At 63.5% G+C, this 26,624-nt stretch carries 20 protein-coding genes, 2 tRNA genes, 1 pseudogene and 1 riboswitch; of the genes and pseudogenes, 11 read left to right on the forward strand and 12 right to left on the reverse strand.

What is annotated here, in order from left to right:
* Positions 1–163: 163 nt before the first annotated feature.
* Positions 164–2,056 (forward strand): acetolactate synthase large subunit, encoded by a 1,893-nt coding sequence (locus tag BBBF_RS01735; RefSeq protein ID WP_013389545.1) that lies wholly within the window; start codon positions 164–166, stop codon positions 2,054–2,056.
* A gap of 35 nt (positions 2,057–2,091) precedes the next feature.
* Positions 2,092–2,646 carry an acetolactate synthase small subunit gene (gene ilvN / locus BBBF_RS01740; RefSeq protein ID WP_003811897.1) on the forward strand — a complete coding sequence of 185 codons (555 nt, stop codon included), beginning with the start codon at positions 2,092–2,094 and terminating at the stop codon, positions 2,644–2,646.
* A gap of 1,051 nt (positions 2,647–3,697) precedes the next feature.
* On the opposite strand, the gene BBBF_RS01755 is transcribed toward ilvN, so the two are convergent.
* Positions 3,698–5,020, reverse strand: a complete 1,323-nt coding sequence (locus tag BBBF_RS01755) for a nicotinate phosphoribosyltransferase (protein WP_013363100.1) — start codon at positions 5,018–5,020, stop codon at positions 3,698–3,700.
* A 169-nt stretch (positions 5,021–5,189) separates the two neighbouring features.
* Here BBBF_RS01755 and rph point away from each other — a divergent pair, with 169 nt between their 5' ends.
* Complete coding sequence (gene rph / locus BBBF_RS01760; protein WP_003811904.1) at positions 5,190–5,954, forward strand: ribonuclease PH; 765 nt, start codon at positions 5,190–5,192, stop codon at positions 5,952–5,954.
* A 79-nt stretch (positions 5,955–6,033) separates the two neighbouring features.
* On the forward strand, positions 6,034–6,702 hold the full coding sequence (locus BBBF_RS01765; RefSeq protein ID WP_003811906.1) for a non-canonical purine NTP pyrophosphatase: 669 nt from the start codon (positions 6,034–6,036) through the stop codon (positions 6,700–6,702).
* Positions 6,703–6,823: 121 nt separating this feature from the next.
* Here BBBF_RS01765 and BBBF_RS01770 read toward each other — a convergent pair whose 3' ends face one another.
* The 3 genes from BBBF_RS01770 to BBBF_RS01780 all read right to left on the reverse strand — a co-directional run bounded on the left by BBBF_RS01770 (position 6,824) and on the right by BBBF_RS01780 (position 8,082).
* Entirely contained in the window at positions 6,824–7,825 is a 1,002-nt protein-coding gene (locus BBBF_RS01770; protein WP_003811908.1) for an AEC family transporter, read from the reverse strand.
* Positions 7,826–7,868: 43 nt separating this feature from the next.
* Positions 7,869–7,949: transfer RNA gene (locus tag BBBF_RS01775), tRNA-Leu, on the reverse strand.
* 57 nt (positions 7,950–8,006) lie between these two features.
* Positions 8,007–8,082 (reverse strand) — tRNA-Thr (locus BBBF_RS01780).
* Positions 8,083–8,328: 246 nt separating this feature from the next.
* On the opposite strand from BBBF_RS01780, the gene pgi reads away from it, so the two are divergent.
* From pgi to BBBF_RS01810, 5 genes are all read left to right on the forward strand, one after another.
* Positions 8,329–10,026, forward strand: coding sequence for a glucose-6-phosphate isomerase (pgi, locus tag BBBF_RS01785; RefSeq protein ID WP_021647602.1), 1,698 nt, complete (start codon positions 8,329–8,331; stop codon positions 10,024–10,026).
* Between the two features lie 492 nt (positions 10,027–10,518).
* The gene (locus tag BBBF_RS01790; protein ID WP_013389550.1) at positions 10,519–11,661 is read left to right on the forward strand and encodes a hypothetical protein; all 1,143 of its coding nucleotides are present in this window, start codon (positions 10,519–10,521) and stop codon (positions 11,659–11,661) included.
* A 5-nt stretch (positions 11,662–11,666) separates the two neighbouring features.
* Positions 11,667–12,665: a hypothetical protein gene (locus BBBF_RS01795; RefSeq protein WP_003815322.1), complete on the forward strand. Its 999-nt coding sequence runs from the start codon at positions 11,667–11,669 to the stop codon at positions 12,663–12,665.
* Positions 12,666–12,676: 11 nt separating this feature from the next.
* Positions 12,677–13,795: a hypothetical protein gene (locus tag BBBF_RS01800; RefSeq protein ID WP_003811918.1), complete on the forward strand. Its 1,119-nt coding sequence runs from the start codon at positions 12,677–12,679 to the stop codon at positions 13,793–13,795.
* A gap of 383 nt (positions 13,796–14,178) precedes the next feature.
* Positions 14,179–14,673 (forward strand): hypothetical protein, encoded by a 495-nt coding sequence (locus BBBF_RS01810; protein WP_003815326.1) that lies wholly within the window; start codon positions 14,179–14,181, stop codon positions 14,671–14,673.
* A gap of 9 nt (positions 14,674–14,682) precedes the next feature.
* On the opposite strand, the gene BBBF_RS10570 is transcribed toward BBBF_RS01810, so the two are convergent.
* The 8 genes and pseudogenes from BBBF_RS10570 to BBBF_RS01840 form a co-directional block, all read right to left on the reverse strand.
* Complete coding sequence (locus BBBF_RS10570; protein WP_331709032.1) at positions 14,683–15,066, reverse strand: hypothetical protein; 384 nt, start codon at positions 15,064–15,066, stop codon at positions 14,683–14,685.
* Positions 15,061–15,419 (reverse strand): annotated as a pseudogene (locus tag BBBF_RS10575) (MgtC/SapB family protein); the annotation flags it as partial. The pseudogene BBBF_RS10575 and the gene BBBF_RS10570, both read right to left, overlap by 6 nt.
* A 129-nt stretch (positions 15,420–15,548) precedes the next feature.
* Positions 15,549–17,711, reverse strand: a complete 2,163-nt coding sequence (locus tag BBBF_RS10485) for an HAD-IC family P-type ATPase (protein WP_021647606.1) — start codon at positions 17,709–17,711, stop codon at positions 15,549–15,551.
* Complete coding sequence (locus BBBF_RS10490; protein ID WP_021647607.1) at positions 17,651–17,986, reverse strand: P-type ATPase actuator domain-containing protein; 336 nt, start codon at positions 17,984–17,986, stop codon at positions 17,651–17,653. The genes BBBF_RS10485 and BBBF_RS10490 overlap by 61 nt, the downstream gene beginning before the upstream one ends.
* On the reverse strand, positions 17,983–18,177 hold the full coding sequence (locus BBBF_RS10225) for a hypothetical protein (protein WP_033510092.1): 195 nt from the start codon (positions 18,175–18,177) through the stop codon (positions 17,983–17,985). Before BBBF_RS10225 ends, BBBF_RS10490 begins: the two co-directional genes overlap by 4 nt.
* A gap of 87 nt (positions 18,178–18,264) precedes the next feature.
* Positions 18,265–19,764, reverse strand: coding sequence for an ABC transporter ATP-binding protein (locus BBBF_RS01830; RefSeq protein WP_021647609.1), 1,500 nt, complete (start codon positions 19,762–19,764; stop codon positions 18,265–18,267).
* A 125-nt stretch (positions 19,765–19,889) separates the two neighbouring features.
* Positions 19,890–21,602 carry an ABC transporter permease gene (locus BBBF_RS01835; RefSeq protein ID WP_230308593.1) on the reverse strand — a complete coding sequence of 571 codons (1,713 nt, stop codon included), beginning with the start codon at positions 21,600–21,602 and terminating at the stop codon, positions 19,890–19,892.
* A 619-nt stretch (positions 21,603–22,221) separates the two neighbouring features.
* Positions 22,222–22,378: riboswitch (M-box (ykoK) riboswitch) on the reverse strand.
* Between the two features lie 99 nt (positions 22,379–22,477).
* Positions 22,478–23,425 (reverse strand): sugar-binding transcriptional regulator, encoded by a 948-nt coding sequence (locus tag BBBF_RS01840; RefSeq protein WP_014759879.1) that lies wholly within the window; start codon positions 23,423–23,425, stop codon positions 22,478–22,480.
* Positions 23,426–23,794: 369 nt separating this feature from the next.
* Here BBBF_RS01840 and BBBF_RS01845 point away from each other — a divergent pair, with 369 nt between their 5' ends.
* Positions 23,795–25,057 carry a PTS galactitol transporter subunit IIC gene (locus BBBF_RS01845; RefSeq protein WP_021647613.1) on the forward strand — a complete coding sequence of 421 codons (1,263 nt, stop codon included), beginning with the start codon at positions 23,795–23,797 and terminating at the stop codon, positions 25,055–25,057.
* A gap of 42 nt (positions 25,058–25,099) precedes the next feature.
* A complete protein-coding gene (locus tag BBBF_RS01850) occupies positions 25,100–26,623 on the forward strand; it encodes an FGGY-family carbohydrate kinase (protein WP_021647614.1) in 1,524 nt (507 codons plus the stop codon).
* The last annotated feature ends 1 nt before the right edge of the window (position 26,624 follow it).

Below are 26,624 nucleotides of genomic sequence, written 5' to 3' on the forward strand. Positions count from 1 at the left end.
GCGATGCTGTCACCTGTATGCTTAAACTGAGAAAATACGAATCACAGACGCCATAGCCACAAGCGAACGCGCATCGTGACCGTCGGCGCACGCAAGTCATGAACGCTCGCGAGGCGCGACGGGTCCAGGCATATGACCGAACGATTTGAGTTGAGAGGACATGATGGCTCTACCCACACCATTGCAGGCGTTCAGCGGCGTTCCGAAAAACACCGCATCCGCAGACAAGCAGACGATCATCGACGGTGAGAAAATGACCGGCGCGCAGGCGTTGATTCGCGCGCTGGAGGATTTGGGCGTGCAGGACGTGTTCGGCCTGCCCGGCGGCGCCATCCTGCCGGTGTTCCACGCGATCAACGACGATACGAAGTTCCGGTTTACGCTCGTACGCCACGAGCAGGCCGCCGGCCATGCCGCCGAAGGCTATGCGGTGGCGACAGGCCGCGTGGGTGTGTGCATCGTCACGTCCGGCCCGGGCGCGACGAACATGATCACCCCAATCGCCGACGCGAACATGGATTCCGTGCCGCTCGTCGTGATCACCGGTCAGGTGGGCGTGAACGCCATCGGCACCGACGCCTTCCAGGAGGCGGACATCGTTGGGGCGACCTATCCGGTCGTCAAGCACTCGTATCTTGTGACCCGCGCACAGGATATCCCCCGCGTGCTCGCCGAGGCGCACTATATCGCCCGTTCGGGCCGCCCCGGCCCGGTGGTCGTGGACCTGACCAAGACCGCGCAGACCGGCGAGATGTATTATTCGTGGCCGCAGCGCATGATTCTGCCCGGTTACAACCCCACCACGAAGGCGCACGGCCGCGTGATCTCGGATGCGGCGAAGCTGTTCGCGCAGTCGTACCGTCCCGTGCTGTACGTGGGCGGTGGCGCGGTGCGTTCCAACGCGTCCGCCGAAGTGGCCGAACTGGCCGAAGTGACCGGCGCGCCGATCGTCACCACGCTCCCGGCCCGTGGCATCGTGCCGAACTCGAACCCCAAGGCGCTTGGAATGCTCGGCATGCACGGCACCGTCGCCGCCACCGCGGCCGCGCAGCGCTGCGACCTGCTGGTCGCCATCGGCGCGCGCTTTGACGACCGTGTGACCGGCAAGCTTGACGCGTTCGCACCCGGTGCGCGGGTGATCCACATCGACATCGATCCAGCCGAAATCGGCAAGAACCGCGCTCCCGACGTGCCGATCGTCGGCGACGTGTCCACCGTGCTCAACGACCTGATTCCCGAAATCAAGCGTTCTCAGGCCATCGGCGGCAAGCCGAACCTCAAGCCGTGGTGGGACGAGCTCAACCGCCTGCGCGAGGAATATGCCATCGATTACGATCAGCCGTGCGATAAGCCGACCGATGGTTCGCTCGCGCCGCAGTGGGTCATCAAGCAGCTGTCCGACCATGCCGACCCCTCCACGATCTGGGTGTCCGACGTCGGTCAGCACCAGATGTGGTCGGCCCAGCTGATTGATTTCGAGAAGCCGCATTCGTGGATCTCCTCCGGCGGCCTCGGCACGATGGGCTTCGGCCTCCCGGCCGCCATCGGCGCTTCGGTCGGCTCCCAGCGCGACTTCAAGGGGCGCAAGCCGGTGTGGCTGATCGCGGGCGACGGCTCGTTCCAGATGACTTCCGAAGAGCTGACGACCGCGTTCCTGGATCATGCGCCGGTGAAGATCGCCATCATCAACAACTCCGTGTACGGCATGGTGCGCCAGTGGCAGACTCTGTTCTTCGGGCAGCACTACTCCCAGACCAACCTGGCTGACGGCGATTCGAAGGAAGGCGGAGAGTTCTTCGACGTGCCTGATTTCGTCAAGCTCGCCGAGGCGTACGGCTGTGTCGGCCTTCGCGCGTTCACCGAGGACGAGGCGATTGACGCGATCAACAAAGCGAACGAGATCAACGACCGTCCGGTGCTGATCGACTTCCGCGTATGGAAGGACGCCATGGTGTGGCCGATGGTGGCAGCCGGCGCGTCCAACAACGAGGTCGCGTATCGTCCGGGCACGCAGCCGCTGCTGCACAAGGGCGTCGACGATGGTGACCAGGCGTGACGGCACGGTTGCCAAGGAATAAGGAGTAAGTGATTATGGCTATGTATCCCGCTTCCCGCCTCGGTTCCGAGCGTCACACGCTGTCGGTGCTCGTCGAGAACCGTCCCGGCGTGCTGGCCCGCATCGCCGGCCTGTTCGCCCGTCGTGCGTTCAACATCAACTCGCTGTCCGTCTCGCCGACCGAGCGTCCGGACATTTCCCGCGTCACCGTGACCGCCGACGTGGAGGCCGTGCCGCTGGAGCAGATCATCAAGCAGCTCAACAAGCTGCTGCACGTGCTCAAGATTGTCGAACTCGATCCGAACACCACTGTGGAGCGTGAACTGGTGCTCATCAAGGTGGCGGCGAACGAGTCGAACCGTTCTGACGTGCTGGAGATCGTGCGCCTGTTCCGTGTGCGTGTTGTCGATGTGAACCCGGAGTCGCTGACCATCGAGGCCACCGGTGCCGAAGGCAAGATCGACGCGCTGCTGGGTCTGTTGGAGCACTACGGCGTGATCGAGCTGGTGCGTTCCGGCGCGGTCGCCGTGACGCGCGGTCCGAAGGCGCTGAGCGAAAAGGTCATCGGCTCCGAGATTAAGGGCCGCTGATGCGGTATCGGCGTGGCCGAGCATGACATTGCCGGGCGGGTTCTTTCCCGCCCGGTTTTTTTTGCGGTGATGCTCATCGGTGCAGCACATCGCGCGGATTCCCCGGAATCTTGAAGAAACGGCGTCTATCGTGAAAGCGGACATTGTGGAACATGCCGCGTGAAATATGAAATAATGGTGGGAAAGCGTTGCAGGGATCGATGCCATCGCACAGTCTGGTTCCGCACAATCAGGTTCGATACAGACCGGCACATCACCGTTCGCCATGACAGCGCAATCCAATTCATCGCAATATGAGCCACTGGAACCTTACGATACGATGACGGGCACTGCGATTGCCATCAGCGATGCCGACGAGGCCGAAGCCCTATCCGAATACCTGACGTCCCCCGACCGCCAGCATCCCGCGGTAGTGGTGACCCGTCGCTTCGGCAAGCCCCTGTTCGACGCGAAGAGCCTCGCCTCGAATCTGCATGATGTCGCCGCCGTATTCGACCTCGTCACCCCGAAAGCGACGTGGGGGCTGTCGGCAGCCCTGCCGGAAGGTGCCGCCATGACGCGCACGCAATTCGACTCGATGCAGGAGCTCGTCGAATTTATCACCGACGACGACGGCCATATCGACGAGTCCGCCGCCGACGAGGTGTTCCAGTACCTCACCCAGCTGCAGGGCGAGGCGCGGCATCTTCGCGAGGGCCTGAAGGTCTCCAACGACAGGTTGGAGAGCATGAAGCAGAAGATGATGCAGAAGCAGCGCGAGAACTCGTACAGCGACGGACGCCAGTACTACAAGTCGCCGCTGTCGCTGTTCGCCGACAAGGCGGAGGGCAAGCGGTTCGAGCGCGAGCAGATGGACATGCTGGTCCGCCGCGAATGGGCCACGCGGTTCGGTCCGGAAGAGAAGAAAAGCCATGCGCTGCCGAGGACATGGGCGTATTCCGACTGGTTCTTCGACACGCTGGCATCCACACACATCAGCGTCAGCAAGGTGGTGGCCGTGATGGTCGAGGTGCTGACCGGGCTTGACATCGAGCTCGCGGGGCGAGAGGGATTACAGTACGGTGATTTCGGTGGGGATTACCGGCTCGCCTTTCATCAGGCTTTGCGCGGTGATCGGCAGTTCGCGCAGGGCCTTGGCCCGGTATTCGTGCGCGTCGGCGATGGCGGCGTGACCCTGATAACGCGAATCGATGTCACCGTGGTCGACGTAGTCGACCAGCAGGTCTTTCCATCCCTCAGCCGGACGATACTCGGCCAGCTGGGTTTCCGATCCGGAGATCACATGTTCCGTCTCGGCCAGACCATACTCATATGAACGGTAGGCGAGCTTGCGGCCGGGAACACTGGCCTTGTCCTTCGACTTCTTCGCCACGGGCTGCATCACGCCAGCCGAATTCTCGCGCTCGGTGAGCTTGTACACCATCGCGCAGGTCGGGGCACCGGAGCCGGTGACCAGCATCGTGCCCACGCCGTACGAGTCCACCGGCGCGCTCTGCAGGGCGGCCAGCGCGTACTCGTCCAGATCGTTGGTGACGGTGATCTTCGTGTTCGTCGCGCCCAGGGCGTCCAGCTGGTTGCGCACGCGCTGCGCCATGGCGGCCAGATCGCCCGAATCGATGCGCACGCCGCCCAGCTGAGGACCGGCGACCTCCACGGCGGTCTTCACCGCCTCTTCGACGTTGTACGTGTCCACCAGAAGCGTGGTGTTGCGGCCAAGCGCCTCGACCTGCGAGGCGAAGGCGCTGCGCTCGTCATCATGTACGAGCGTGAAGCAGTGCGCGGCGGTGCCGATGGCCTTCAGTCCATACAGCTGCGCCGCAAGCAGGTTCGCTGTGCCCTGGAAACCGCCGATGACCGCGGCTCGTGCGGCTGCCACCGCGGCCCACTCGTTGGTGCGGCGCCCGCCCATGTCCATGCAGGGGCGGTCCTTCGCTGCGCTCACCATGCGCGAGGCGGCGGATGCGACCGCCGAATCATAGTTCAGCACGCTCAGCACCAGCGTCTCCAGCAGCGTGCACTCGCCGAACGTGCCCTCGACCTGCAGAATCGGCGAATTCGGGAAGAACATCTCGCCCTCGCGGTAACCCTTGATCGAACCGGAGAAATGCAGGTTCTCCAGCCACGAAATCGTCTCCTTGCTAACCACCTTGCGGTCGGACAGGAAACGCAGGTCCTCGTCGCTGAGGAGGAACCGACTCAGCTCATCCAGAATGCGGCCGATGCCCGCCACGACGCCGTAACGGCGGCCTTCGGGCAGGTGGCGCGTATACACCTCGAACACGCATTTGCGGTTCGCCGTGCCATCCTTCAGGCTGGCGTCCAGCATCGTGTACTCATACATATCCGTCATCAGTGCCGGTGAATAATCGACCATGACCGCCCTCCCGCAAGACAAGAATCGTGTGTTATTCAAAACCCTAGTGTCGCGCGGCGACTCGCGCAAGAGCCATTCGGCGTGACGGCGGTCACGATGGCTGCCGCAGCGGCGGCGGGAGACGTGCCGCGCTGCGGGCACGTTCGCCGCATGGTGCTACGTTGAAGGCATGGCTGAAATCAAAGACATGTTGGACAAGGCAATGGTGATTCGCGCGGACGGCCGCGTAGTGGACGAACTGCGCCCGGTGCGCATCACGCGGCACTTCACGGACGTGCCCGAAGGATCGGTACTCATCGAATGCGGCAACACGCGCGTGATGTGCACGGCGACGTTCACGCCGTCGGTGCCGCGCTGGCGCAAGGATTCCGGACTCGGCTGGGTGACCGCCGAATATTCGATGCTGCCGCGAGCCACCGCCGAGCGCACCGACCGCGAGTCAGTGCGCGGCAAGGTCGGCGGCCGCACCCATGAGATCAGCCGTCTGATCGGCCGCTGCCTGCGCGGCGTCGTCGACATGAAGGCGCTTGGCGAGAACCAGATCCAGATCGACTGCGATGTGCTGCAGGCTGATGGCGGCACCCGCACCGCCTCGATCACCGGCGCGTATGTGGCGCTGGTCGACGCGATGCGCTGGGCTGAGCAGAAGCGCCACATTCGTTCGGCCGACCGCGTGCTCAAAGACGCCGTTTCCGCGGTGTCGGTCGGCGTTATCAACGGCACGCCGATGCTTGACCTGCCCTACATCGAGGACAGTCAGGCGATGACCGACATGAACGTGGCGATGACCGGATCCGGTGACTTCATCGAGATCCAGGGCACCGCCGAACACCGCCCGTTCAACCGCGCCGAACTCAACACATTGCTCGACCTCGCCGAAAAGGGCAACAAGGAGCTTCAGGCCGCCCAGCGTGCCGCCCTCTCGCTCGATTGAAACGAGTCGGGCACGCCGCCGGCGGGCGATCGGCCTCACCCCGTCATGCACAACCATAGGTAAGGAATAAAGGACCCCCATGAAACTCGTCGTCGCTACGCACAACGAAGGCAAACTCGTTGAAATCCGCCGCATTCTCGAAGAGGATCTGGGCGCGGACGCCGCTCAGGTGGAGCTTGTCTCCGCCGGCAGCCTCGGCCTGCCCGACCCGGTCGAGACGGGCGTCACCTTCCAGGAGAACGCACTGCTCAAAGCGCGGTTTGTGGCCGGTCTCACCGGCCTGCCGGCCATCGCCGACGACTCCGGACTGATTGTGGACGTGATGGGCAACGCGCCTGGCATCCTGTCCGCGCGCTGGGCGGGGGAGCATGGCAATGATCCGGCGAACAACGCGTTGCTACTCGCCCAGCTCTCCGACATCCCGGACGCGGCGCGCACGGCCCGTTTCCGCTGCGCCGCCGCACTGGCCGTGCCGGATTCCGCGGCCCCTGTGGCGGGCGGGAGGCACGCCATCGTCTCCGAAACCGTCGAAATCGGCGAAATGCCGGGGCGCATCCTGCGCGCGGCGCGCGGCGAGCATGGTTTCGGCTACGACCCGCTGTTCGTGCCGGACGACCAGCCGGAGCGGGCCGCTGCGGACCATCCGCTGACCAGCGCGGAGATGGACGCGGCGGAAAAGAACGCGATTTCGCACCGCGGCAAAGCCATCAGGGCTCTCGTGCCGGCGGTCGAGGCGCTGTTGCGGTAGAATCACGCTCTCAAAACTCGCAGATACAAAAACGGGTTTTTGCGGTTTTCCGCTATTTTCCGCCGTTTCCGCGAAATCGGTGAAATCGTATCTGCGAGTTTTGAGAGCGCATGTTCGGCACTCACGCGGGAATCACGAAATTCACGATGGTCATCAGCACGATTGAGATGACCGCGGTGACGGACAGCGTGAACCCGGCGAGCTTCGCGTTACCGAGTACGCGGTCGGTGAACAGTGTCGAGAACACGGCCGTGGGCGCGAGCGACAGCATCACCGCCGTCTTTCGCACGGACGCATCGAACGGCAGAAGGAACCAGCAAGCGGCCGCGAACAGCACGCCGAGCGGCAAGCGCCAACCGAGCACCCGCAGCACGCTGCCGACATCCTTGCCGGTGCGCGGCAAATCCATCAGCATGCCCACCATGAACACCGAGCAGAACGAGTTCGCATCCGCCACCGGCTGCAGCAGCGTCGGCACGAACGCCGGGATGTGAATGCTGAAGAGCATGACCACGATCATCAGCAGATACACGTTGAACGGCACCGAAGTAAGGAATCCCTTGAGGATCTGCTTGGCCTTCGCGCGGCGGGCGAGCCTGCGGGCGTCTTTGTCCCGTGGCTTCGAATAGGGAAGTGTCGGCGCGGCTCCCGCATGCTGTTCGGTGAGCGGCCGGTCCATGTCGATGTGCAGCAGCGACGTCGTCATCACGTTTGAGCCGGCGGTCACGATCACGGAATTGCCGATGTCGAACATCGAGGCGGTGACCAGCGCCGAAGGCCCCATGAACGTCTGGATTACGGGGAAGCAGAAATTGCCGATGTTGAATCCGGAGCAGTTGAGCATCAGGAACGCGCGGTCCGCGACGGGCTTGTGCCGGGTCGCCGCATACACCAGCAGCAGCGGCAGCAGGCCGAAGACGATGGCGAACACCGAGATCAGCAGCATGCTCAGATGATGCGGGTTCGTGGCGAACGAGACGATGATGGAGGCGGGAAGCGTGAAATCGAACACCACCACCTGCATGACGCGATAGTCGCGTGGCTTGAACAGTCCCGCCCGCTTGACCAGATACGCAGCGACGATGATGAGCAGAAACGCTATGGGTTTCAGTATCGCGGTCATGCTTCTCTATTCCCTGTGGCGATTGCGGAGGTATGGTTCCGCGTGCGCGAGAAGGGACTTGAACCCTCACGTCAAAGACACAGGAACCTAAATCCTGCGCGTCTACCGATTTCGCCACTCGCGCGTGCCACCCGTCGAAACGGCTGGATATACAAAACCCTAGGCGCGGAGCCTAGGGGTATGGAGCCACTTGACAGAATCGAACTGTCGACCTGCTCATTACGAGTGAGCCGCTCTACCGACTGAGCTAAAGTGGCATGCTGCCGATTCGTTGATGAACCTGCGCACAAGAATGAGACTTTACTGTATGCCGTGGATTTATGCAAGTTCGGCTGGCATGTCGTGCGCGGGCATGTCGTGTCGGTCACGGTTGTTCATCTTGGGTATTTTTTGTTTGTTTCTGTCCGCTTTTGTGAGTATCTTGGTAAGCGAAGTAACCGGTGTGGCCCGCCAGCATTGGAGAGCCGACTCCGGCGTACAGTGATGATGAAAGGACCAATACCATGGCCATCAATCCGCCAGTTGACGCCACCAAGACCCCCGAGTGGGCCGCGCTGCAGAAGCACTATGACGAGCTGCAGGCCGAGGGCGTCAGCCTCAAGCAGTGGTTCGCCGATGACGCCGAGCGCGTCGACAAGCTGTCGTTCGACGCCGGCGACCTGCACTTCGACCTGTCCAAGAACCTGATCAAGCCGGAGACCCTCCAGCTGTTCGCCGACCTCGCCAAGGCCGTCAAGCTCGACGAGCGCACCAAGGCGATGTACACCGGCGTGCACATCAACAACACCGAGGACCGCGCCGTGCTGCACACCGTGCTGCGCCGCCCGGTCGAGGACGAGGGCAAGTACATCGTCGACGGTCAGGACACCGTCAAGGACGTGCGCGAGGTGCTTGACCGCATCTACGCCTTCGCCGACGAAGTGCGTTCCGGCAAGTGGACCGGCGTGACCGGCAAGAAGATCGAGACCGTCGTCAACATCGGCATCGGCGGCTCCGACCTGGGCCCCGTCATGGTGTACGAGGCGCTCAAGCCCTACGCGGACGCCGGCATCTCCGCCCGTTACATCTCCAACATCGACCCGAACGACCTGGCCGAGAAGACCAAGGGCCTCGACCCGGAGACCACCCTGTTCATCATCGTCTCCAAGACCTTCACCACGCTGGAGACCCTGACCAACGCCCGTGAGGCCCGCACCTGGCTGCTCGAGGAGCTCAAGGCCAAGGGTGCCATCGACGGTTCCGACGAGAAGAACGCCGAAGCCATCAAGAAGCACTTCGTCGCCGTCTCCACCAACCTGGAGAAGGTCGCCGAGTTCGGCATCGACCCGAACAACGCCTTCGGCTTCTGGAACTGGGTCGGCGGCCGTTACTCCGTCGACTCCGCCGTCGGCACCTCCCTGGCCGTGGTCTTCGGACCTGCCCGCTTCGAGGAGTTCCTGCACGGCTTCCACGAGATCGACGAATACTTCGCCAACACCCCGTTCGAGAAGAACGTCGTCGTGCTGCTCGGCATGCTGAACGTGTGGTACCGCAACTTCTTCAAGGTCGCCTCCCACGCCGTGCTGCCGTACGACCAGTACCTGCACCGCTTCCCGGCCTACCTGCAACAGCTGACCATGGAATCCAACGGCAAGTCCGTGCGCTGGGACGGCACCCCCGTCACCTCCGAGACCGGCGAAATCTTCTGGGGCGAGCCCGGCACCAACGGCCAGCACGCCTTCTACCAGCTGATCCACCAGGGCACCCAGCTCATCCCGGCCGACTTCATCGCGTTCGTGAACACCCCGAACCCGACCAAGGACGGCGACCAGGACGTGCATGAGCTGTTCCTCGGCAACTACTTCGCGCAGACCAAGGCGCTGGCATTCGGCAAGACCGCTGACGAGGTCCGCGCCGAAGGCACCCCGGAAGAGATCGTTCCGGCCCGCGTGTTCTCCGGCAACCGCCCGACCACCTCGATCTTCGGTGTGGCTCTGACCCCGTTCGCGCTTGGCGAGCTCATCGCCCTGTACGAGCACATCACCTTCGTTGAGGGTACCGTGTGGGGCCTCGACTCCTACGACCAGTGGGGCGTCGAGCTCGGCAAGCAGCTCGCCAAGCAGATCACCCCGGCCATCTCTCAGGACGACGACGCCCTCGCCGCCCAGGACGCCTCCACCCAGTCCCTGATCAAGTTCTACCGCGCCAACCGCGAGTTCTGATCTCCGCTCCTGCGTCGCTTCAATCAGAACTCGCGGTTGGCGCGCCGCGCTGTGTTGTTTGATGGTCGGTCTGGCGACCGTCCATGTCGCGAGTTCTGATTCGTCGGTTCGGCTCTAGCAGCTGACCACATGAATACATGTGCCCCGGCCTCTTCGGATGCCGGGGCACATTGCTATATATTCCGTGCGACGTTATATCTATGACCTGTGAACTGGGGTGGTGTTCCGGGTCAATGAGATCAGCCGTGGGAAACCGCTTCATTGCAGTGTTCCTTGCATTTTCATGCGCACTCTTTGGGGTAATCGATACATTTTCATGAGGACCTTGTATTTGGGGTGTCGGGATATCTGTGATTGACCCCCCCCAGTCTCGCTTCGCTCGACAGTCCCCGGGCTTAACATCGTGGGATTGGCCTAGCGGGGTTGTGTTGTGGCTGATAAGATGGCGTCGATTATGTCGGATTGGGATTCGGGCAATGGGAGATGGTGGTGATGAAGGCGCAGAAGAGTTGGGATACGCCGGTCGCCGATGAGACCCGCGATGTGAGCGATGCCTCCGAGGACATTCACGGCATCACCGATGACATCACCGACGACGCCGAATCCGCCGAGGTCGATGCCGAGGCCGTCACACTGCTGCGCAAACGGCACCGCCGGATGACGCTGCTGGTCGTCGTGGTCATCGTCGCATCGCTGGTGAGTGGATTCTGCTGGCGGCGCAGCCTCCAGACCGGCTCCCCTGTCAACTGTTCGCACCAGACCGGAGTCGCGGACGAGAAGGACTACTGTTATGGCGGGTTCAAGCCGTTGCAGCCGTCCGGCCCTCAGCTGGGCCGATCCCAGGCCGGCCCGTATTTCGCAAAGGCGGTGAAAGGCACGGCCGCGGCATACGACGCCGTGCGCCTCGCCGCGGTCGGCGGCGACAAGGATGCGGTGAACAAGTCCGCCGCCAAGGCCCGTGACCTCTCGCAACAGGCGGCGGAGACCCTCGCCGCCCGCACCTGGCCGAAATCACTGACCAAGCAGATCCGCATGGTCATCATCGAATATCAGGAGCGCGCGGCGATCTATACCAACCTCGCCGGCAACCGCAACGGCGAGGCGATCGACTGGATGGTGTTCGGCGAATTCAGGCCATCCGGAGCGCAGCAGGTAATCCGCAGCGCGCTGAAACTGCCCGACGAGCCGGAGACGGCCGTCCCGTTCGACATACGGGACATTGCCGACGGCGGAGCCTGCAAGGGACTGGAGACCACCAAGGACGGCGGTCAGCAGGAAGTCGACCGGCACTGTTTCACCGTCACCGTGACCGACCAGGTCCCGGCCGAGATAACGGGGCTGTCCATCAAATTCAATCTTCTGAGCGAAGACGGCACCATCCGCGAGACCGGCGTGAGGGCCAGCTCCGACATCCAGTTCGATGACGATGGCGACATCATCGAGCACGGCGGCATCCATAAGGGGGACACGGTGAAGCTCACCATGGAAATCGACCCGAAACTGCTGCGCGGCGGCGACCGTTTCGTGCCGTCGGCATGGTATGTGGAGGACAAGGCGGGGGAGCAGCACCTCGCATCGTTCACTGCGGTCCAATCAGGCGGCTATGACGTGCTGAACGCGTTCAAGGTCAGGTGACGGCAATGTCAGAACATGATTTCGACGGCGACGATGACATCTTCAGCAAGTCCGGCCGGTTCGGCGGGAACGCCGAGAAACGCAAGGACCCCGCCAAACCAGGCGGCTTCGGGAAATCCGGCAATGCGGGGAAGCCCAAGGACTCCACCGCATCTTCGGCCGGCGAAGGCGACGCGGAGGCGATGCGCCATCTGGAGCACGAGTTCGCCGCGATCGACCGCGAATCGCATCGCACGGTGGCCGTCGTGTTCGCGGCCATCGCGGCCGTGGTGGCGTTGATCTTCTTCGGGCTCCAGATCCGCGACAAAACCACGCTGCTGATATTCCATGACAACCCGCCGATCGGCTACCTGCCGGTCAGTGAATATTCGCTGCGACAGCCGTCCACAGGCAAGCCGATCAGCTCGGCGCGCACATGGCATTACCCCAGCCAGTACACGATTCTCAGCGACGACGCCACCAGCAGCGGCGTCAAGCGCGGCGCACGGTGCCGTATCGACAAGAGGGATTGCGATCATGCGCTGGTCACGTCCCGCGGCGTCCAGCCGGGCGACAGCTGGGGCGACTTCGTGAAGCGATACGGCGACGTGACCGCGTACGAGATAACGGTCGACGACAACGAGAGTGGCCGGGACGATTCGTACATGTCCGATGAGGACCAGGCCGCGGCGTCCGACCTGCGCGAGCAACACGGGATTACCATAGACGATTTCGACCGTGACTATATACAGACCGGCAAGGTCGACCTGTCCCGGAACCGGCTGACCGTCAGGTTCCGGGCGGTGCTCTACGACACGACCGTGCTGTACACCGAGGCCGACCAGTGGGGAGGCTATCTCGACTCCACCCAGGAACGGCATTGGCGTATCGGTGGCCGGTACGGCACGATGTTGGCGCCGAACCGGCAGAGCTTCAACCTGGAATTCGAGTTCGCCAACAGCGCGACATGGGAAGGGCTGGGCGATGGTGACCTGATCAGCATCTCCAGTTCACTGTACAACTAGCGAGGTTATGCATGGCAAGGTTACACGACAGTCGGCACGGTTCCGATGCGGACGGCATCGATGACGACGATATGCCGCTCACCCATGAGCAGGCCGTCGTCGAAGCCGACGCCGAACTCCGGCGTATGACTTACCACCCGGTGCGCAAGGCGGTGGGCATCGTCGTGGCGATGGGCGTCGCCATAGGCGCGTCGCTGGGTGTCGGGTATATGTTCGGCGGCGATCCGGGCGGCATCGTGACCGCGATCACGGGCGTGGTGTGCCCGCAGGACGCCAAATACGCCCTGGACGGCGACGCGCCGTTTGTCAACACGTCCGACACCTCGGAGCATCCCGCCAAGGGGGCCAGGCTCAGCGAGAAGGACGCGGGGCAGTACTATCTGGAAGCCGTCAAGCCGTCGATCCAGCCGTTGCGCGACGCGATGAACACCTTGTACGGCGGTGATCTGAAGGCCACGAGGGCCGCCGCGGGAAAGGCCGCCACCGTGCTGCGCGCCACCGCCAAGGCGCTGCGGTCACGCACCTGGCCCGATGAGGTCGCCAATGCGGCGGCCGTCGTCGCCAACGAATACGACGCCAAGGCCCGGCAGGCCTCGTATGTCGCCGACTCGGTCACGCCGTCCGCCAGCGACGAGCTGATCTCGCTCGATGCCTACGGCGTCAGCGAAGCGGATGTCTACCTGCGCGGCAAGCTCGGGCTGCCCGCCGCCGAGGCGCCGTCCGCGCCGCTGGAGATCACGGGCATCGAGGACCGGGGCATCCAGCAGGGGGCGGATGCCGGCGGGTCGACCGTGGACACCGGAAAGCGCATCATCGCCGTGACCGTGCGCAGCCACGTGCCCGGCACGCTCAGCGGGCTGAACCTGACGTTCGATCTCAAGAAGGGCAAGACGACGCTCGGACGCATCAGCGGAATCATGGACGACATCGCGCTCGCCGAAGGGCAATCCATCGTGGTTCCGGTCCCCGTCGATATCGGCGGGGACGACGGCGGGATTGCCGGCGCCACCATGAGCTGGGACAGCTGGTCGTTGACCGATTGGCGCGGAGAAAGCCATATTGCGGCGGCCAGCGACGACTTCGCCGAATACGCCCCGGACAAGGTGATGGGTACGTTCACATTGCGGTAGACGCCGGGGCCAGAAGCCCGCGAGCGAATTTGTGGTGAAGGATACAGGCTCCACAACATGGCGGACTCGTCCGCTATGACAGGAACACAGGAATCGCCGGTCCATGACTCATTCTCGTCATGCCGGGGATTCAAATAGCCGATGAAGGAGCAGGAAGGTTCCTATGCAATTCAAGAAACTCATCGCCGGCGTCGCGGCGGTTGCGGCTGCCTTGGGCGGCATGGCCTTGGGGACCATGACGGTCAATGCCGATACCGATACGCTCACAGTGCCCGAAACGGCCACGCCGTCAACCATTACCCTGAACAAGGCCGATGATGCCGATACATCGAAAAGCACGTATACGGCATATCGTATCGCCGCGTACATCGACCCGGTCGCGAATGCCGACGGGCAAGCTGACTTCCTTTGGCCTGAAGGCCGTGGACAGCGACAAGTGGGACGGCAACATTCGCGAGGCCATCGCCGTGGCCGGCAAGGATGGGCAGAAGCTCGTCCTGCTGTACAACGCCGTCGTCGCCAAAGCCGCCGTCGACGATCAGGTGACGAACTCCGCGACCGCCAATTACAATGGCGGCGCCGATTCCGAGGCCGCCACCACGGTCGTCAAGCTGGGATTCTTCACCATGAAGAAGATCGACAAGCAGCACAACGGCATCGGCGGCGCCCTGTTCTCTGTCAGCGACAGCGGCGGCAACGCCGTCGTCTTCGAGAAGGGCTCCGCTAACGGCAGCTGGGTCCGTGCCGCCGACCAGAGCGTCAAGGTGGACAACGTGACCTACTTCACGAGTATTCCGACCAACGCAGGCGGGCTTTCCCACTGGCGAGCCACGCGGCTGATCATTCGCGGCGGGCAGATTCATGACGCGGATTCATGACGGTCACGTTTAATCCACGGCGGTGATTTGCTCGGCATCCCATTTGACGCCGAGGACCTCGGGCGTGGTGATGACTGTTTCGATGCTGCTTTCGATGTCGATGTTGCTGCTCATGTGGGTGGCGACGACGGTGGTGATGACCACCAGATCATCGGGAAGATCCGAAGCCGCGATGGACTGGACGATGAAACCGGGCTGATGCAGGGCGTTGAACACCAGCGCGCGGATGGCCTGCTCGTCCTTACGCAGGCATTTGACCTCAAGGGTGTAACGGATGCCCTCGGCCTCATGCGATTGCGCGGTGCGCCGGGCGTCGATGGCCGCGCCGATCGGCCGGAGCATCATGTTGGCGAGCATGATGGCGGTGGCCCCGATTGCGGCGGCCGCTTCCATGCCGGAGCCGCACAACGTGCCGACCGCCGCCGACGCCCATAGCGTGGCCGCGGTGTTGAGCCCGGACACGGACACACCCTGCTTGAGGATTACGCCCGCGCCGAGGAAGCCGATGCCGGACGCCACCTGCGCGGCCACGCGCGTGGGTCTCCGGTGCCGGCCGCGAGCGTATAGACGCCAACAGTGGTGAACAGGCAGGAACCCAACGACACCAGCGCGTTCGTGCGGATGCCCGCGCTGCGTGCGCGCAGCTGCCGTTCCAATCCGATGAGCGCGCCGAGCCCGATGCTGAGCAGGATGCGCAGGGTTATGGCGAACACCTGTGATGTGACGATTGCGGTCCAGACTGTCATGATCAGTTCCTTCGTTTGAATGGATGCGGGAGACGGTGGTGGTACGGGGAGAGGATGATAACGCGGGGGTGCCCGCCCGGCGCTCCTGCGGATTCCATCGGTTCCGCAGGAGCGCCGGGCGGTCAGAAGTCACAGCAGCGGCTGCTGACGGTGCAGATACAGGGTTCTGACGGCAAGTACCGTCACGGCATAACCGGCGATGACGATGGCGAGCAGCGCGAACAGCGACACCGGAGGTACGTGGAAACCCATCCATGCGCCGACCGGCGTGAACGGCAGCGCCGTGGCGATAGTCAGCGCCGCGAGCGACGTGCAGACCAGCGGCACCGACGCGCGGCTCCCGATGAACGGGACGCGTTCGGTGCGCAGCATGTGCAGTGCCGTGATCTGGGTCCACATCGACACGACGAACCATCCCGTCTGGAACGCGGCGACGAACAGCAGACGCGACCCATCCCCGTGCAGCTCCGGGAACCTCCCGCCTGCGACGGCCGGGCAGAGCAGGGTGAGCAACACGGTGAAGGTGACCATATCGAACAGCGAGCTCACCGGCCCGAAGCGACTCATGAACCGGGCGATAGACGCCGTGTCCCACCGGGCGGGGGAGCGCAGGACATCGCCGTCGACGCGGTCCCATGGGATCGCGAGACAGGCCAGGTCGTATATGAGGTTCAGCAGCACCATCTGCACGGGTGCCATGGGCACGAACGGCAGGAACGCGCCGGCGATCATCACCGAGATGATATTGCCGAAATTCGAGCTCAGCGCCAGCTTGATGTACTTCATCATGTTGACGCAGGTGCGCCTGCTTTGCGTGATGCCGCGCAGCAGCACGTCGAGGTTCTTGTGCGTGAGCATGACATCCGCCGACTGTCGGACGGCCTCGGAGCCGGTGCTGGCGCTGATGGCGATTTCGCTGGCGTGCATGGCCGGCAGGTCGTTGACGCCGTCGCCCATGTATCCCACGCAATGCCCCTCGCGGCGCAGCAGTGAGACGATACGCGCCTTATGCTCGGGAGTGAGCTTGGCGAACACGTTCACGCGGCGCAGTTCGGTGCCGAGCGCGGTGTCCGTCATGTCGTCCAGCGTTCGGCCGGTGACCACCCGTCGAGCATTGATGCCGACTTTCCGGGCGACGGTACGGGCCACTTGTGGCTCGTCGCCGGTGAGCATGGTCACGGTGATGCCGGCATTGTGCATGTGGGCGATCGTGTCGGCGGCATCGGGCTTGGGCAGGTCCAGGAAAGTGAGGTAGCCCAGCAGGGTGAGCGCGCGGTCGTCCTGCACTGTGGTCTGGTCTGTCACAGAGCGCTGCGCCACGAGCAGGACGCGGTATCCGTGCGTCGCCTTGTCGGCCATCAGCCGCTCATATGTTCCGCGCAGTCGATCGGTCAGCGGCTCTGCGGTTCCATTGCGCATGACGGTGTCGCAGCGGGGCAGCATTTCGGAGACGGCGCCCTTGACGACCATGATGCGGCTGACGTTCCCGGACGTTCCGGCGCCGGCGCCGCTGGTCTCACTGATATCGCTGCCACCTGTGTGCTCGCGGTCCGCGCGGTGATGGCTCTTCGCGACGATGACGGTCGCCCGGCGTCGTATCGGATCGAAAGGCGTGCCTCCCTCGACCTGTACGTCGCCGGTATCGTTTGCCGAGTCACCTTCGGCTGCGACGATGGCGTCATCCCACGGATTGCTCGTCGTGTGGGGAATCAGTGTGGTCAGCCATGCCGCATGCAGCACGTAGGACGAGTTCAACCCGCTCATGCTCTGCGCCCGGTCGAGCTTGATGACGCCGCTGGTAAGTGTGCCGGTCTTGTCGACGCACAGCACGTCCATGCCGCCCAGCGTCTCGATGGCGTCGAGCCGCCTGACGATGGCCTTGCCGGAGGCCATCGTCCGCGCGCCCCGGGACAGGCAGACGGTGACGATCAGCGGCAGCATCTCCGGCGTGAGCCCCACCGCCACGGATACGCCGAACAGCAGGGCCTGCAGCCAGTCGCCGCCCGCGATGCCGGTGACCAGCATGGACACGGGCACGGTGACCGCCGTGAACGCCATCAGCATCCAGGACGTGGAGTTCATGCCGCGCTCGAAGCGCGTGCGCGGCCGCTGCCATTGGAACGCGCGTGACAGTCCGCCGAACAGTGCGCTGCGGCCTGTGGCGATGACGACTGCCAACGCGGAACCCGAAATCACCGTCGTGCCCATGAACACCAGGCACGCCGCGTCCGTCAACGCGGTGTCCCTGTCGCCGGCGGCGAGCAGGGCGGCAGCATCCTTGCGCACGGGCATGCTTTCGCCAGTGAGCGCCCCCGTGCGATGCGCAGGTCTCGGCTCTCCAGCAGCTTGCAGTCGGCCGGGACGGTGTCTCCGACGGACAACGTCACGATGTCGCCCACGACAAGCTCTTCGGACGGAATCTGCCGCTCGCCGGCACCGACCCGCCGCACCGTCGCCGTGGTACTCACCATGGTGGCCAGCGCCGTCGCAGCATGCGAGCTTCGGGAGTCGTGCACGTATCGGATCAGACCGGACACCACCATGAGCAGGATGATGCCCGCGGTCACCGGCGTGCCGGTATGGTGTTGCCGCCGTAAGCCCGACGCGCCTGGCGAACCTCGTCGGGTTCCAAGCCGGATTCGTGCGCATACACCAAGGCGAGCGTGGCCTCTGGCGTGGCATGGGCGGCGAAATTCAGTCGCTGGGTGATGCTGGCGTGGCGCTCGCCGCGCCAGCGTATCAGCCGTAGCGTGTTCATGATTCCTCCTTGGCGATTCGGGGCGGTCCGTTCCGCTGTCGGGTTGATCGTTGTTTCCATTGTGGCGGTTGGCTGAGGCGGGTCAACTCAGTCCGTTTCGCTGGCTTCCTCGGCCGCTCGGGTGGCGTTTGCCGGGTTGGCGGCGTCGACGGTGATGATGTCGTCATCGGCGTCGTAGTCGAACAGTTCTCCGTATCGACCCCACGTCATGGCGATGTTGAACTGGCGCTCCGCCTCCGCGTCCGTATGACGGGCCCTCAGCAGGTCGACGATGAGCTCGCCGCGCAGGCGGCCGTGTTCGCTGTGACGGACCGCTCGGTCGATGATGCGCACCAGCGGTGCCTTGTCTTGCAGCATGGCGGCGAACATCGTCTTGCTTGTCAGAATGTCCGCCTGCCTCCACTGGCGTCCGAGCTCGGTCAATGTCACGTGTCCGTTCTCGACGGTCAGTAATCCCAGCATGGTTCCGGCGTCGATCAGCGGGAACAGGTCGTCCACCTCGAATGACAGCTCGGCGGCCAGATCGGCCAGGTCGATGCCCTGCGCGTGATCGTATACGATCTCCACCAGTCCGGCCAGGCCTCCCGGCGTAGCGTTGGGCAGCATGTCGGAGGATGCCTGATGGTCGGCGTCGCTCGCCCGGGCCGGGGCCTGATCCGCTGCCGCGGTCTGGTTCGCCGCGCCATCTGACGTGCCATGCGCGACGCCGTCCCCGGCGGCCGTGCGCTCGTCGGCGGTATCCGCCGGCCCGCCATCACGACTCTGCCCGGTCAGGATCGCATACAGGGTGTCGACCATAGCCTCGAACTGGGCGGAATGACGGTCGCGGGGCCTCGGCAGGGTGACGGGCATGTCGGCGATGAGATGACCGGGATGCGAGCCGAGCACCACGACACGATCCGCCATCTGCACGGCCTCCTCGATGTTGTGCGTCACGATGAGCACCGACTTGATGGAACGCTGATTGCCGCTCCACATCTTGAGCACCTCGTTGCGCAGGTTCTCGGCCGTCAGCACATCCAATGCGGAGAACGGCTCGTCCATGAACAGCGCATCGGGCTGCACCACCAGGGCCCGTGCGATGCCCACGCGCTGGCGCATGCCGCCGGAGAGCTCCTTCGGGTACGCGTTCTCGAATCCGTCCAGTCCGATGGCGTCGATGGCCTGCAGTGCAGCGCGACGGCGCTCCTCGCGCGGCACGCCGCGGGCCTCCAGCCCCAGTTCCACATTCGCTTGCACCGTGAGCCACGGCATCAGCGCGAAGGTCTGGAACACGAGTCCCACTCCGGGATTAGGGCCGGTGATGTCGGTGCCGCGGTAGGTGACGGTACCGCTCGACGCGGGTACCAGGCCCGCCAGGATGCGCAGGAACGTGGATTTTCCGGCGCCGGACCGGCCCAGGATCGCCACGATCTCGCCCTCATGCAGGGTGAAGGAGATGTCGCGCAGCACGGTCAGCTCTTTACCGCGCTCGGCACGGTAGGTCTTGCCCACGTGCCGCGCCTCGATGATCGCGGTGCCGGCGGCGTTCGTCGCGGCGGTCTGCGGGAAGGTTGCGGTGTGGTCGGAAAAAGTTGCGATGGTCATGATAAATGGTCCTTGCTGTTACGTTTTTTGCGGATGATCGCGGCGGATTCGAATGACATGCGCTCGCCGCCGATGCTGTTGGATTGTTGCGGGTCGATGGGCCGGGACGGCCGGTGCGGCCTCCGTCAGGCGACGGAGAAACGGCGCTCGGCGTACGCCTGCAATGGACGCCAGAACAGCCGGTTGACGCCCACGACGAACACGCTCATCACGGCAACCCCGATGATGGTCTTGCCGGTGTCTCCCACCGCGGTCGCATTGGCGATATATGTTCCCAGTCCATTTGCCGTAAGCGTGGTGTGCCCGTAGGTCACGATCTCGGAGACGATGGAGGCGTTCCACGCGCCGCCCGCCGCGGTGATGCCGCCAGTGCACCATGAGCCGAACACCGCCGGCAGGATCAGCTTGGTCCACCGCTGCCGCGTGTCCAGATGGAACGCCCGCGTGGCCTCGCGCAGGTCATCGGGAATGGCCGAAGCGCCCGCAATCACGTTGAACAGGATGTACCACTGCGTTCCCAGCGACATGAGCAGAATGCTGCCCCAGCTGATGTCGATATGCCAGGCGATGAACCACAGTGTGACGAACGGGAACGTGAAGTTCGAGGGGAAGCTCGCCAACACCTGCACCAGCGGCTGCGCGAACCGGGAAATCCGCGGATTCATGCCGATCTTCACGCCGATCGGCACCCAGATGATGGAGCACACCACGGTCAGCAGCGTCACGCGCATGAACGTGATCAGTCCCAGGACCATCGCGTGGCCGACCTCGGCGAACCCCTCGCCGTCCGAGATGAAACGCACCAGCATCCACAGGCCGGCCAGGCAGGCCACAGCCATGAGCGCCATGAACGCGATGTCGAGCGTGCGACGCCGGGTGCCGGCGGCCGGCCAGCGTGCGCCGGTACGGCCCAGCGGGCGGGTCAGCCAGAACATCAGATCGGCGATGGGCCGGCCCACGAGAGCCAGCGCATCCGAAATGCCGGAACGCCGCAGAATCGACAGCACCAAACTCGTCTTGTCCTGCACGGACTCGTTCTGCGTGATGCGGAACTTCTCGGCCCACGCCGTCAGCGGCTTCCACAGCAGCACGTCGATGAGCAGCACCACGATGACCATGGTCACGATGGCCCACAGCACCTTGCCCAGCTGTTCGTGCTCGGACGCCACCGCCACGAAGCTGCCGAGGCCGGGCAGTGCGTACGTCCTGTTGTTCACGGAGATCATCTCCGAGGCCGTCAGGAAGAACCAGCCGCCGCCGACGCTCATCATGCAGTTCCATAGCAGCGGAATCATCGAATTCGGCACGTCGAGCTTCCAGAAACGCTGCCAGCGCGTGAGCTGCATGGAACGAGCCGCCTCATCCAACTCCTGCGGTTCGCTGAGCAGCGAATGGTAGAAGGAGAAGGTCATGTTCCATGCCTGGCTGGTGAAGATCGCGAAGATCGACGCCGCCTCCACGCCGAGAATGGAGCCGGGGAACAACACCATCCAAATGGTGACCGTGGCGGACAGGAAGCCGAGGATCGGCACCGACTGCAGGATGTCGAGCAGCGGTATCAGCACCATGCGCAGTCGCCGGCATCGGGCCGCCGCCAAACCATAGATGAAGCTGAACACCAGTGACAAAAACAGCGCGATGAACATGCGGAACACCGAACGCAGCGCGTAATACGGCAGCAGATGCAAATCGTCGCTCACCGTGCTCGGCACACCTGACGGGCCGATCGGTTCGTTGATTTGCGGCAGCAGCCAGGCGACGACGCCGAACAGAGCGAGCACGCCCGCGGCCACCACCACGTCTGCGGCGATGCGGCGCACGGCGCCGCTGCGGGACATGTCGGCGGTGTCGGCGCCGGAACGCGGACGAATGCCGGGGAACGAGGAGTAATTGAAAAAATTGGACATAACGGAACCTGTGCGCTCTCATGTCGTTATCTCGAAGGAGATAAACGGTTCCCGTTCGGTGGGCGTTCGACTCGGTATCCGTGCCGCAAATGCGCGTCATGGGCGTCGGCGGTCGCGTGCAGGCGCGCCGATATGCGGGTATGTCTGCATACAGATAGCCGATCGGCGTCGTCATATGATGATGCCGATATGCCGGGAGTCCGGAGAACGGGATGTGGATTCGCGAGTCAGGCGTTCGGCGCGTACGTCATGCGGGATGTCGCAGTCGTCGTGAGGCGGTGAAGTCGATGCGGGCCGAATCAGTCGGTGATCGGATCGCCCTCGCCGGATGCGGCGGTGTCGTGACGGACGGCCAATGCCATGGTCGCGGTACAAACGTGTGAAGAGAATGGGCCGTATGCTGCGCCCGATGGCATGTGATATTGTCCGCCATCGCGCAGCCGGCTACTATGACCTAAATCGCCGTCCATGACATTCACCTCCTCAATGGATCCAGTACGCCGTCGGACATTGACGACATGAGGAAGTGCGACTTCTCGAGAGTTGCCCCTGGTCGTGTCATCGTTCAAGCTTCAGCATCGCAGGGCGGTGGAGTTGCGTTAGTTCATGCCTTAATCCGACAAGAACTGCTGACCTGCGTGCAGTGTCTCCACTGTTAGCGGCAGCAACCCATATCCCTGCGGTAGCCTCGCCTACCGACGCTCTCAGGGTAAAACCGCCGGCAGACCATGTCAACTCCGTAGTGTCGCGCCCAAACTACGCCGGGCCATATCCTGCCCCGCCGGCGGGGCAGGATCGGATGGATGTCAGGCGAGCAGGCTTTCGGCTGTGGCTTGGTCGGTGGCGAGGGCGGAAATATAGCTGCCGACCAGGCAGGCCTTGATGGCCTTGACTTTTTCCTGCCCCCATGCCACGCCGATGACCAGCGCGATGCGCTTCAGGCGATCGAGCTCCACCGAAATGATACGGTCGGACAGCTCCGAACATACGGGCCTTCCCTGCGCGTCGATGAAGTGCCCGCATACGGTGGCGACCGCGCCCTGCGCCCGGATTTCCTTGACCATGTGTGGTGTGACATAGGCGTCGAACACCGGACTGAGGCGGTCGCCTTCGGTCGCACCGACCCCTTCCAGGGCCACGTCGGCGCCGCCGCCGAGCGCCAGCGCGGTGGCGATTTGTGGCTCCTGGCGCATGGCCGCGGCGATATGGGCGGAGGAGAGGATCATCGGTACGTGGAGTGTGGTGACGGTGCCGCCGAGGCGTTCGGCGAGCATGCGGCAGATGTCGGGCGAATCCGTCATCGGATTGCTGGGGGAGAGGGCGCCCACCATCTGCGCCACATTGGATTTCGGCCAGTCCTGGATGGCGACTTCGCGGACCGTGGCGGCGACGGCCCGTCCGTTGGAGACGGTGATGAGCGAGTCGGGCGACGACTTTTCGGTAAGCAGGGCCGCGGCATATCGGGGGACGATGGTGCTGGGATCCTGCCCGGGATTGACCTGCGCCACTCGTGCGCATTTCAACCCGTACCGTCTTACCAGCGCGTCCTCCAGCTGCATCAGACGTTCGAGTGGATGCCCGATCTCGATGCGTACCATGCCCCGGTCGCGCGATTCGCTGAGCAGCCGCGAGATGGTGGGGCGGGAGTATCCAATCTGCGCGGCAATCTGCGCCTGCGTCAGATTGTCCGTGTAATACATGCGAGCGATTTTCAGCACGAGCTCGATGTGGTTTCGCGACTCAGTTGTCGTCATTGTCAGCTTGTTTGCAACCATGGCATTATTCTATTCCATCCGGTGTGGCCGGTGAACATATGTTAGTTTTTCCAGTGCAGCAACGATGCTGAACAATTGTTCAGAGCGCGAAAGAACTCAATGAATCCTTGATATGTGAGCGCTCTCAATCGATTGCAAAAAAGAAGGTCGATTACATGTGCTCACTCAGCTCTCATGTGTTCGATGAACATGTGTTCATCGCGTGGGTGGTGTGCAAGACCTTTCCGCCGTTAGCTAGAGGCTGTCGACGCGCAGGGCTCATCGAAGACCGACGCCGACGGAAAGTGCGGGGCAACAACGCAGAGCAGCGGGCGAAGCAGCCTGCCTCGTGCACGGGAAAGGAACATTATGGAAATCATCAACACCATCATCGGCCTGGGCGCCTCGGTGATGATGCCGATCATCTTCTTCGTGGTCGGACTCATCTTCCGCATGGGAATCGGCAAATCCTTTAAGGCCGGCATGACCGTCGGCGTCGGCTTCGTCGGCGTCAATATGGTCATCAACCTGCTGCTTGACAACCTCGGCCCCGCCTCGAAGGCGATGGTCAACCGCCTCGGCCTGCACCTGACTACGGTTGACGTGGGCTGGCCCACCGCCTCGACGGTCGGCTGGGGCACGCCGATCATGGTCGCCACGGTCGTCGGCTTCCTCGTCATCAACGCCATCATGGTGTTCTGCAAGCTCACCAAGACCATCGACGTCGACATCTTCAACTACTGGATCTTCCTGCAAGTCGGAGCGCTGGTCTATGCCGTCACCGGCAACTTCTGGTTCGCCGTCATCTTCACCTGGGTCATCTTCGCCATCGTGCTGAAGGTCGCTGACCTCACCGCGCCTTACATCCAGAAGGAATACAACCTCGAAGGCATCTCGTTCCCGCACCTTGCCGGTCTGGCCTGGTCGCCGCTCGCCATCGCCGTCAACTGGATCATCGACAAGATCCCCGGCCTTAAGAACGTCGACTTCAACGCCGACAAGATCCGCAAGCGCTTCGGCGCCATCGGTGAGCCCGTGGTCATCGGTTTCATCCTCGGTCTGCTCATCGGCGTGCTCGCCGGCTACAGCCCTGACAAGTCCGTGACGCTCGCCATCAACATCGCCGCGGCCATGGTGCTGCTGCCCAAGATGATCGACGTGCTGATCGAAGGCCTGATTTCCGTGCGTGACGCCGCCGAGAAGCAGCTCAAGATCTGGTTCCCCAACCGCGAGTTCTACATCGGCATGGATACCGCGCTGCTCATCGGCGACTCCTCGGTGCTCGCCACCGGTCTGCTGCTCATCCCGATCACCATTCTGCTCGCCTTCATCCTGCCCGGCAACGAGATGCTCCCGTTCGCCGACCTCGCGTCGCTCGTGTTCATCCTCGCGCTGGTCACCCCGTTCGTGCGCCGCAACATGTTCAAGATGCTGATCGTCGGCACGTTGAGCGTCATCATCATCCTCTACGTCGGCACCGATATCGCGCCCTGGGTCACTCAATCGTTCACGCAGAGCAACATCAACCTGCCCAAGGACTTCACCGCCGTCACCAACATGACCGGCGCAGTGAGCACATGGATTGGCTGGGTCGCCGTCAAGATCGGCGAACTGTTCAACATGATCGCCTGAGCGGCTGCGATATCATCGGCACATATTCAATAAGGAATCATCATGACAAACGCAACGAAGCATTTCCTCACCATTGACAATGGCGGAACCAACACCAAGGTCATCATCGTCGACCAGGATGGCCGGCAACTGTCCGTCTCGTCGTTCCCGACCGATGCCATCGAGCGGCGTCCCGGCTTCCGCGAAGTCAACCCCGGCCAGATGTGGCGTGACATCGGCAAGGCGGTCAAGGCCGCGCTGGAATCCGCCGGACTGGATGGAAGCCAGATCGACGGCGTCGTACCGGTCGGCCACGGCAAGGGGCTGTACGTGCTCGGCAAGGACGGCAAGCCGTTCATGGACGGCATCCTCTCCTCCGACAGCCGCGCCGCGGACCTGGCCAACGAATTCGAGAGCCGCGTCGCCGAAATCTACCCGATCAGTCACCAGCACGTCATGGTCATGCAGTTCCCGGTACTGCTGCGCTGGCTGAAGGACAACGAGCCGGAACAGTACGCGCGGATCGGGCATGTGCTGTCCAACAAGGACTTCATCCGGTACTTCCTGACCGGCGAGATCCTCGAGGAGCGTGGCGACGCCTCCGGCAACAATCTGGTCAACCTCGAAACCGGTGAATATGACGGCCGGCTGTTCGACTTCTTCGGCATCCCGGAAATGCTGGAATGCATGCCGAAGCTCGTCAGCGCGACCGACCGCTGCGGATCCATCACCGCCGAAGCGGCGGCGAACACCGGCCTCGCCGAAGGCACTCCCGTGTATGCCGGACTGTTCGACATCGACGCCTGCGCGCTCGCCACCGGCGTGCTGAGCGACGATATCTTCAGCATCACCGCTGGAACGTGGAACATCAACGTGTTCCCCAGCAAGACCATGGCGCCGCTCGACGGCGGCTGCATGAACTCCGTGTTCCCCACCGGTGGCACCTTGGTCGAGGCGTCCAGCCCGACCTCCGCCGGCAACCTCGACTACGTGTTGCGCATGATGACGGCAGACGGCTCCAAAGCCGCCAGCTACGACGAACTCGGAGCGATGCTGGAACGTACCGGCGCCAAGTACACCGACGTGCCGTTCTTCCCGTTCCTCTACGGCAGCAACGTGAACCTGGGCGCGGAAGGCGCGTTCATCGGACTGCGCAGCTCCAGCGAGCGCGACCAGCTGTTGCGGGCCGTGTACGAGGGCGTAGTATTCGCCCACCGCCACCATGTCGAGCAGCTGCTGCGCGTGCTCGGGCACAAGCCGAAGGCCATCCGCATCTCCGGTGGCGTATGCAATTCTGATCCTTGGGTGCAGATGTTCGCCGACGTGCTCAACCTGCCGGTCGAGACCGTGGCCGTAACCGAACTGGGCGGTCTTGGCGGTGCCATGTGCGCGGCGGTCGGATCAGGCCTGTACGGGTCGTTCCAGGAGGCGTTCGGCAACATGTCGAAGCTCGCCAAGCGGTTCGAGCCGCACGCGGACCAGACCGCGGTGTACGACCGCAAGTTCGAGGCGTATGAGGCGCTGCTGACCGCACTCGACGGCGGATGGGCCGCGCTGCGTGACATGCAGAACTCGCTGGAGCGCTGAC

Source organism: Bifidobacterium bifidum ATCC 29521 = JCM 1255 = DSM 20456 (assembly GCF_001025135.1).
GTDB lineage: Bacteria > Actinomycetota > Actinomycetes > Actinomycetales > Bifidobacteriaceae > Bifidobacterium > Bifidobacterium bifidum.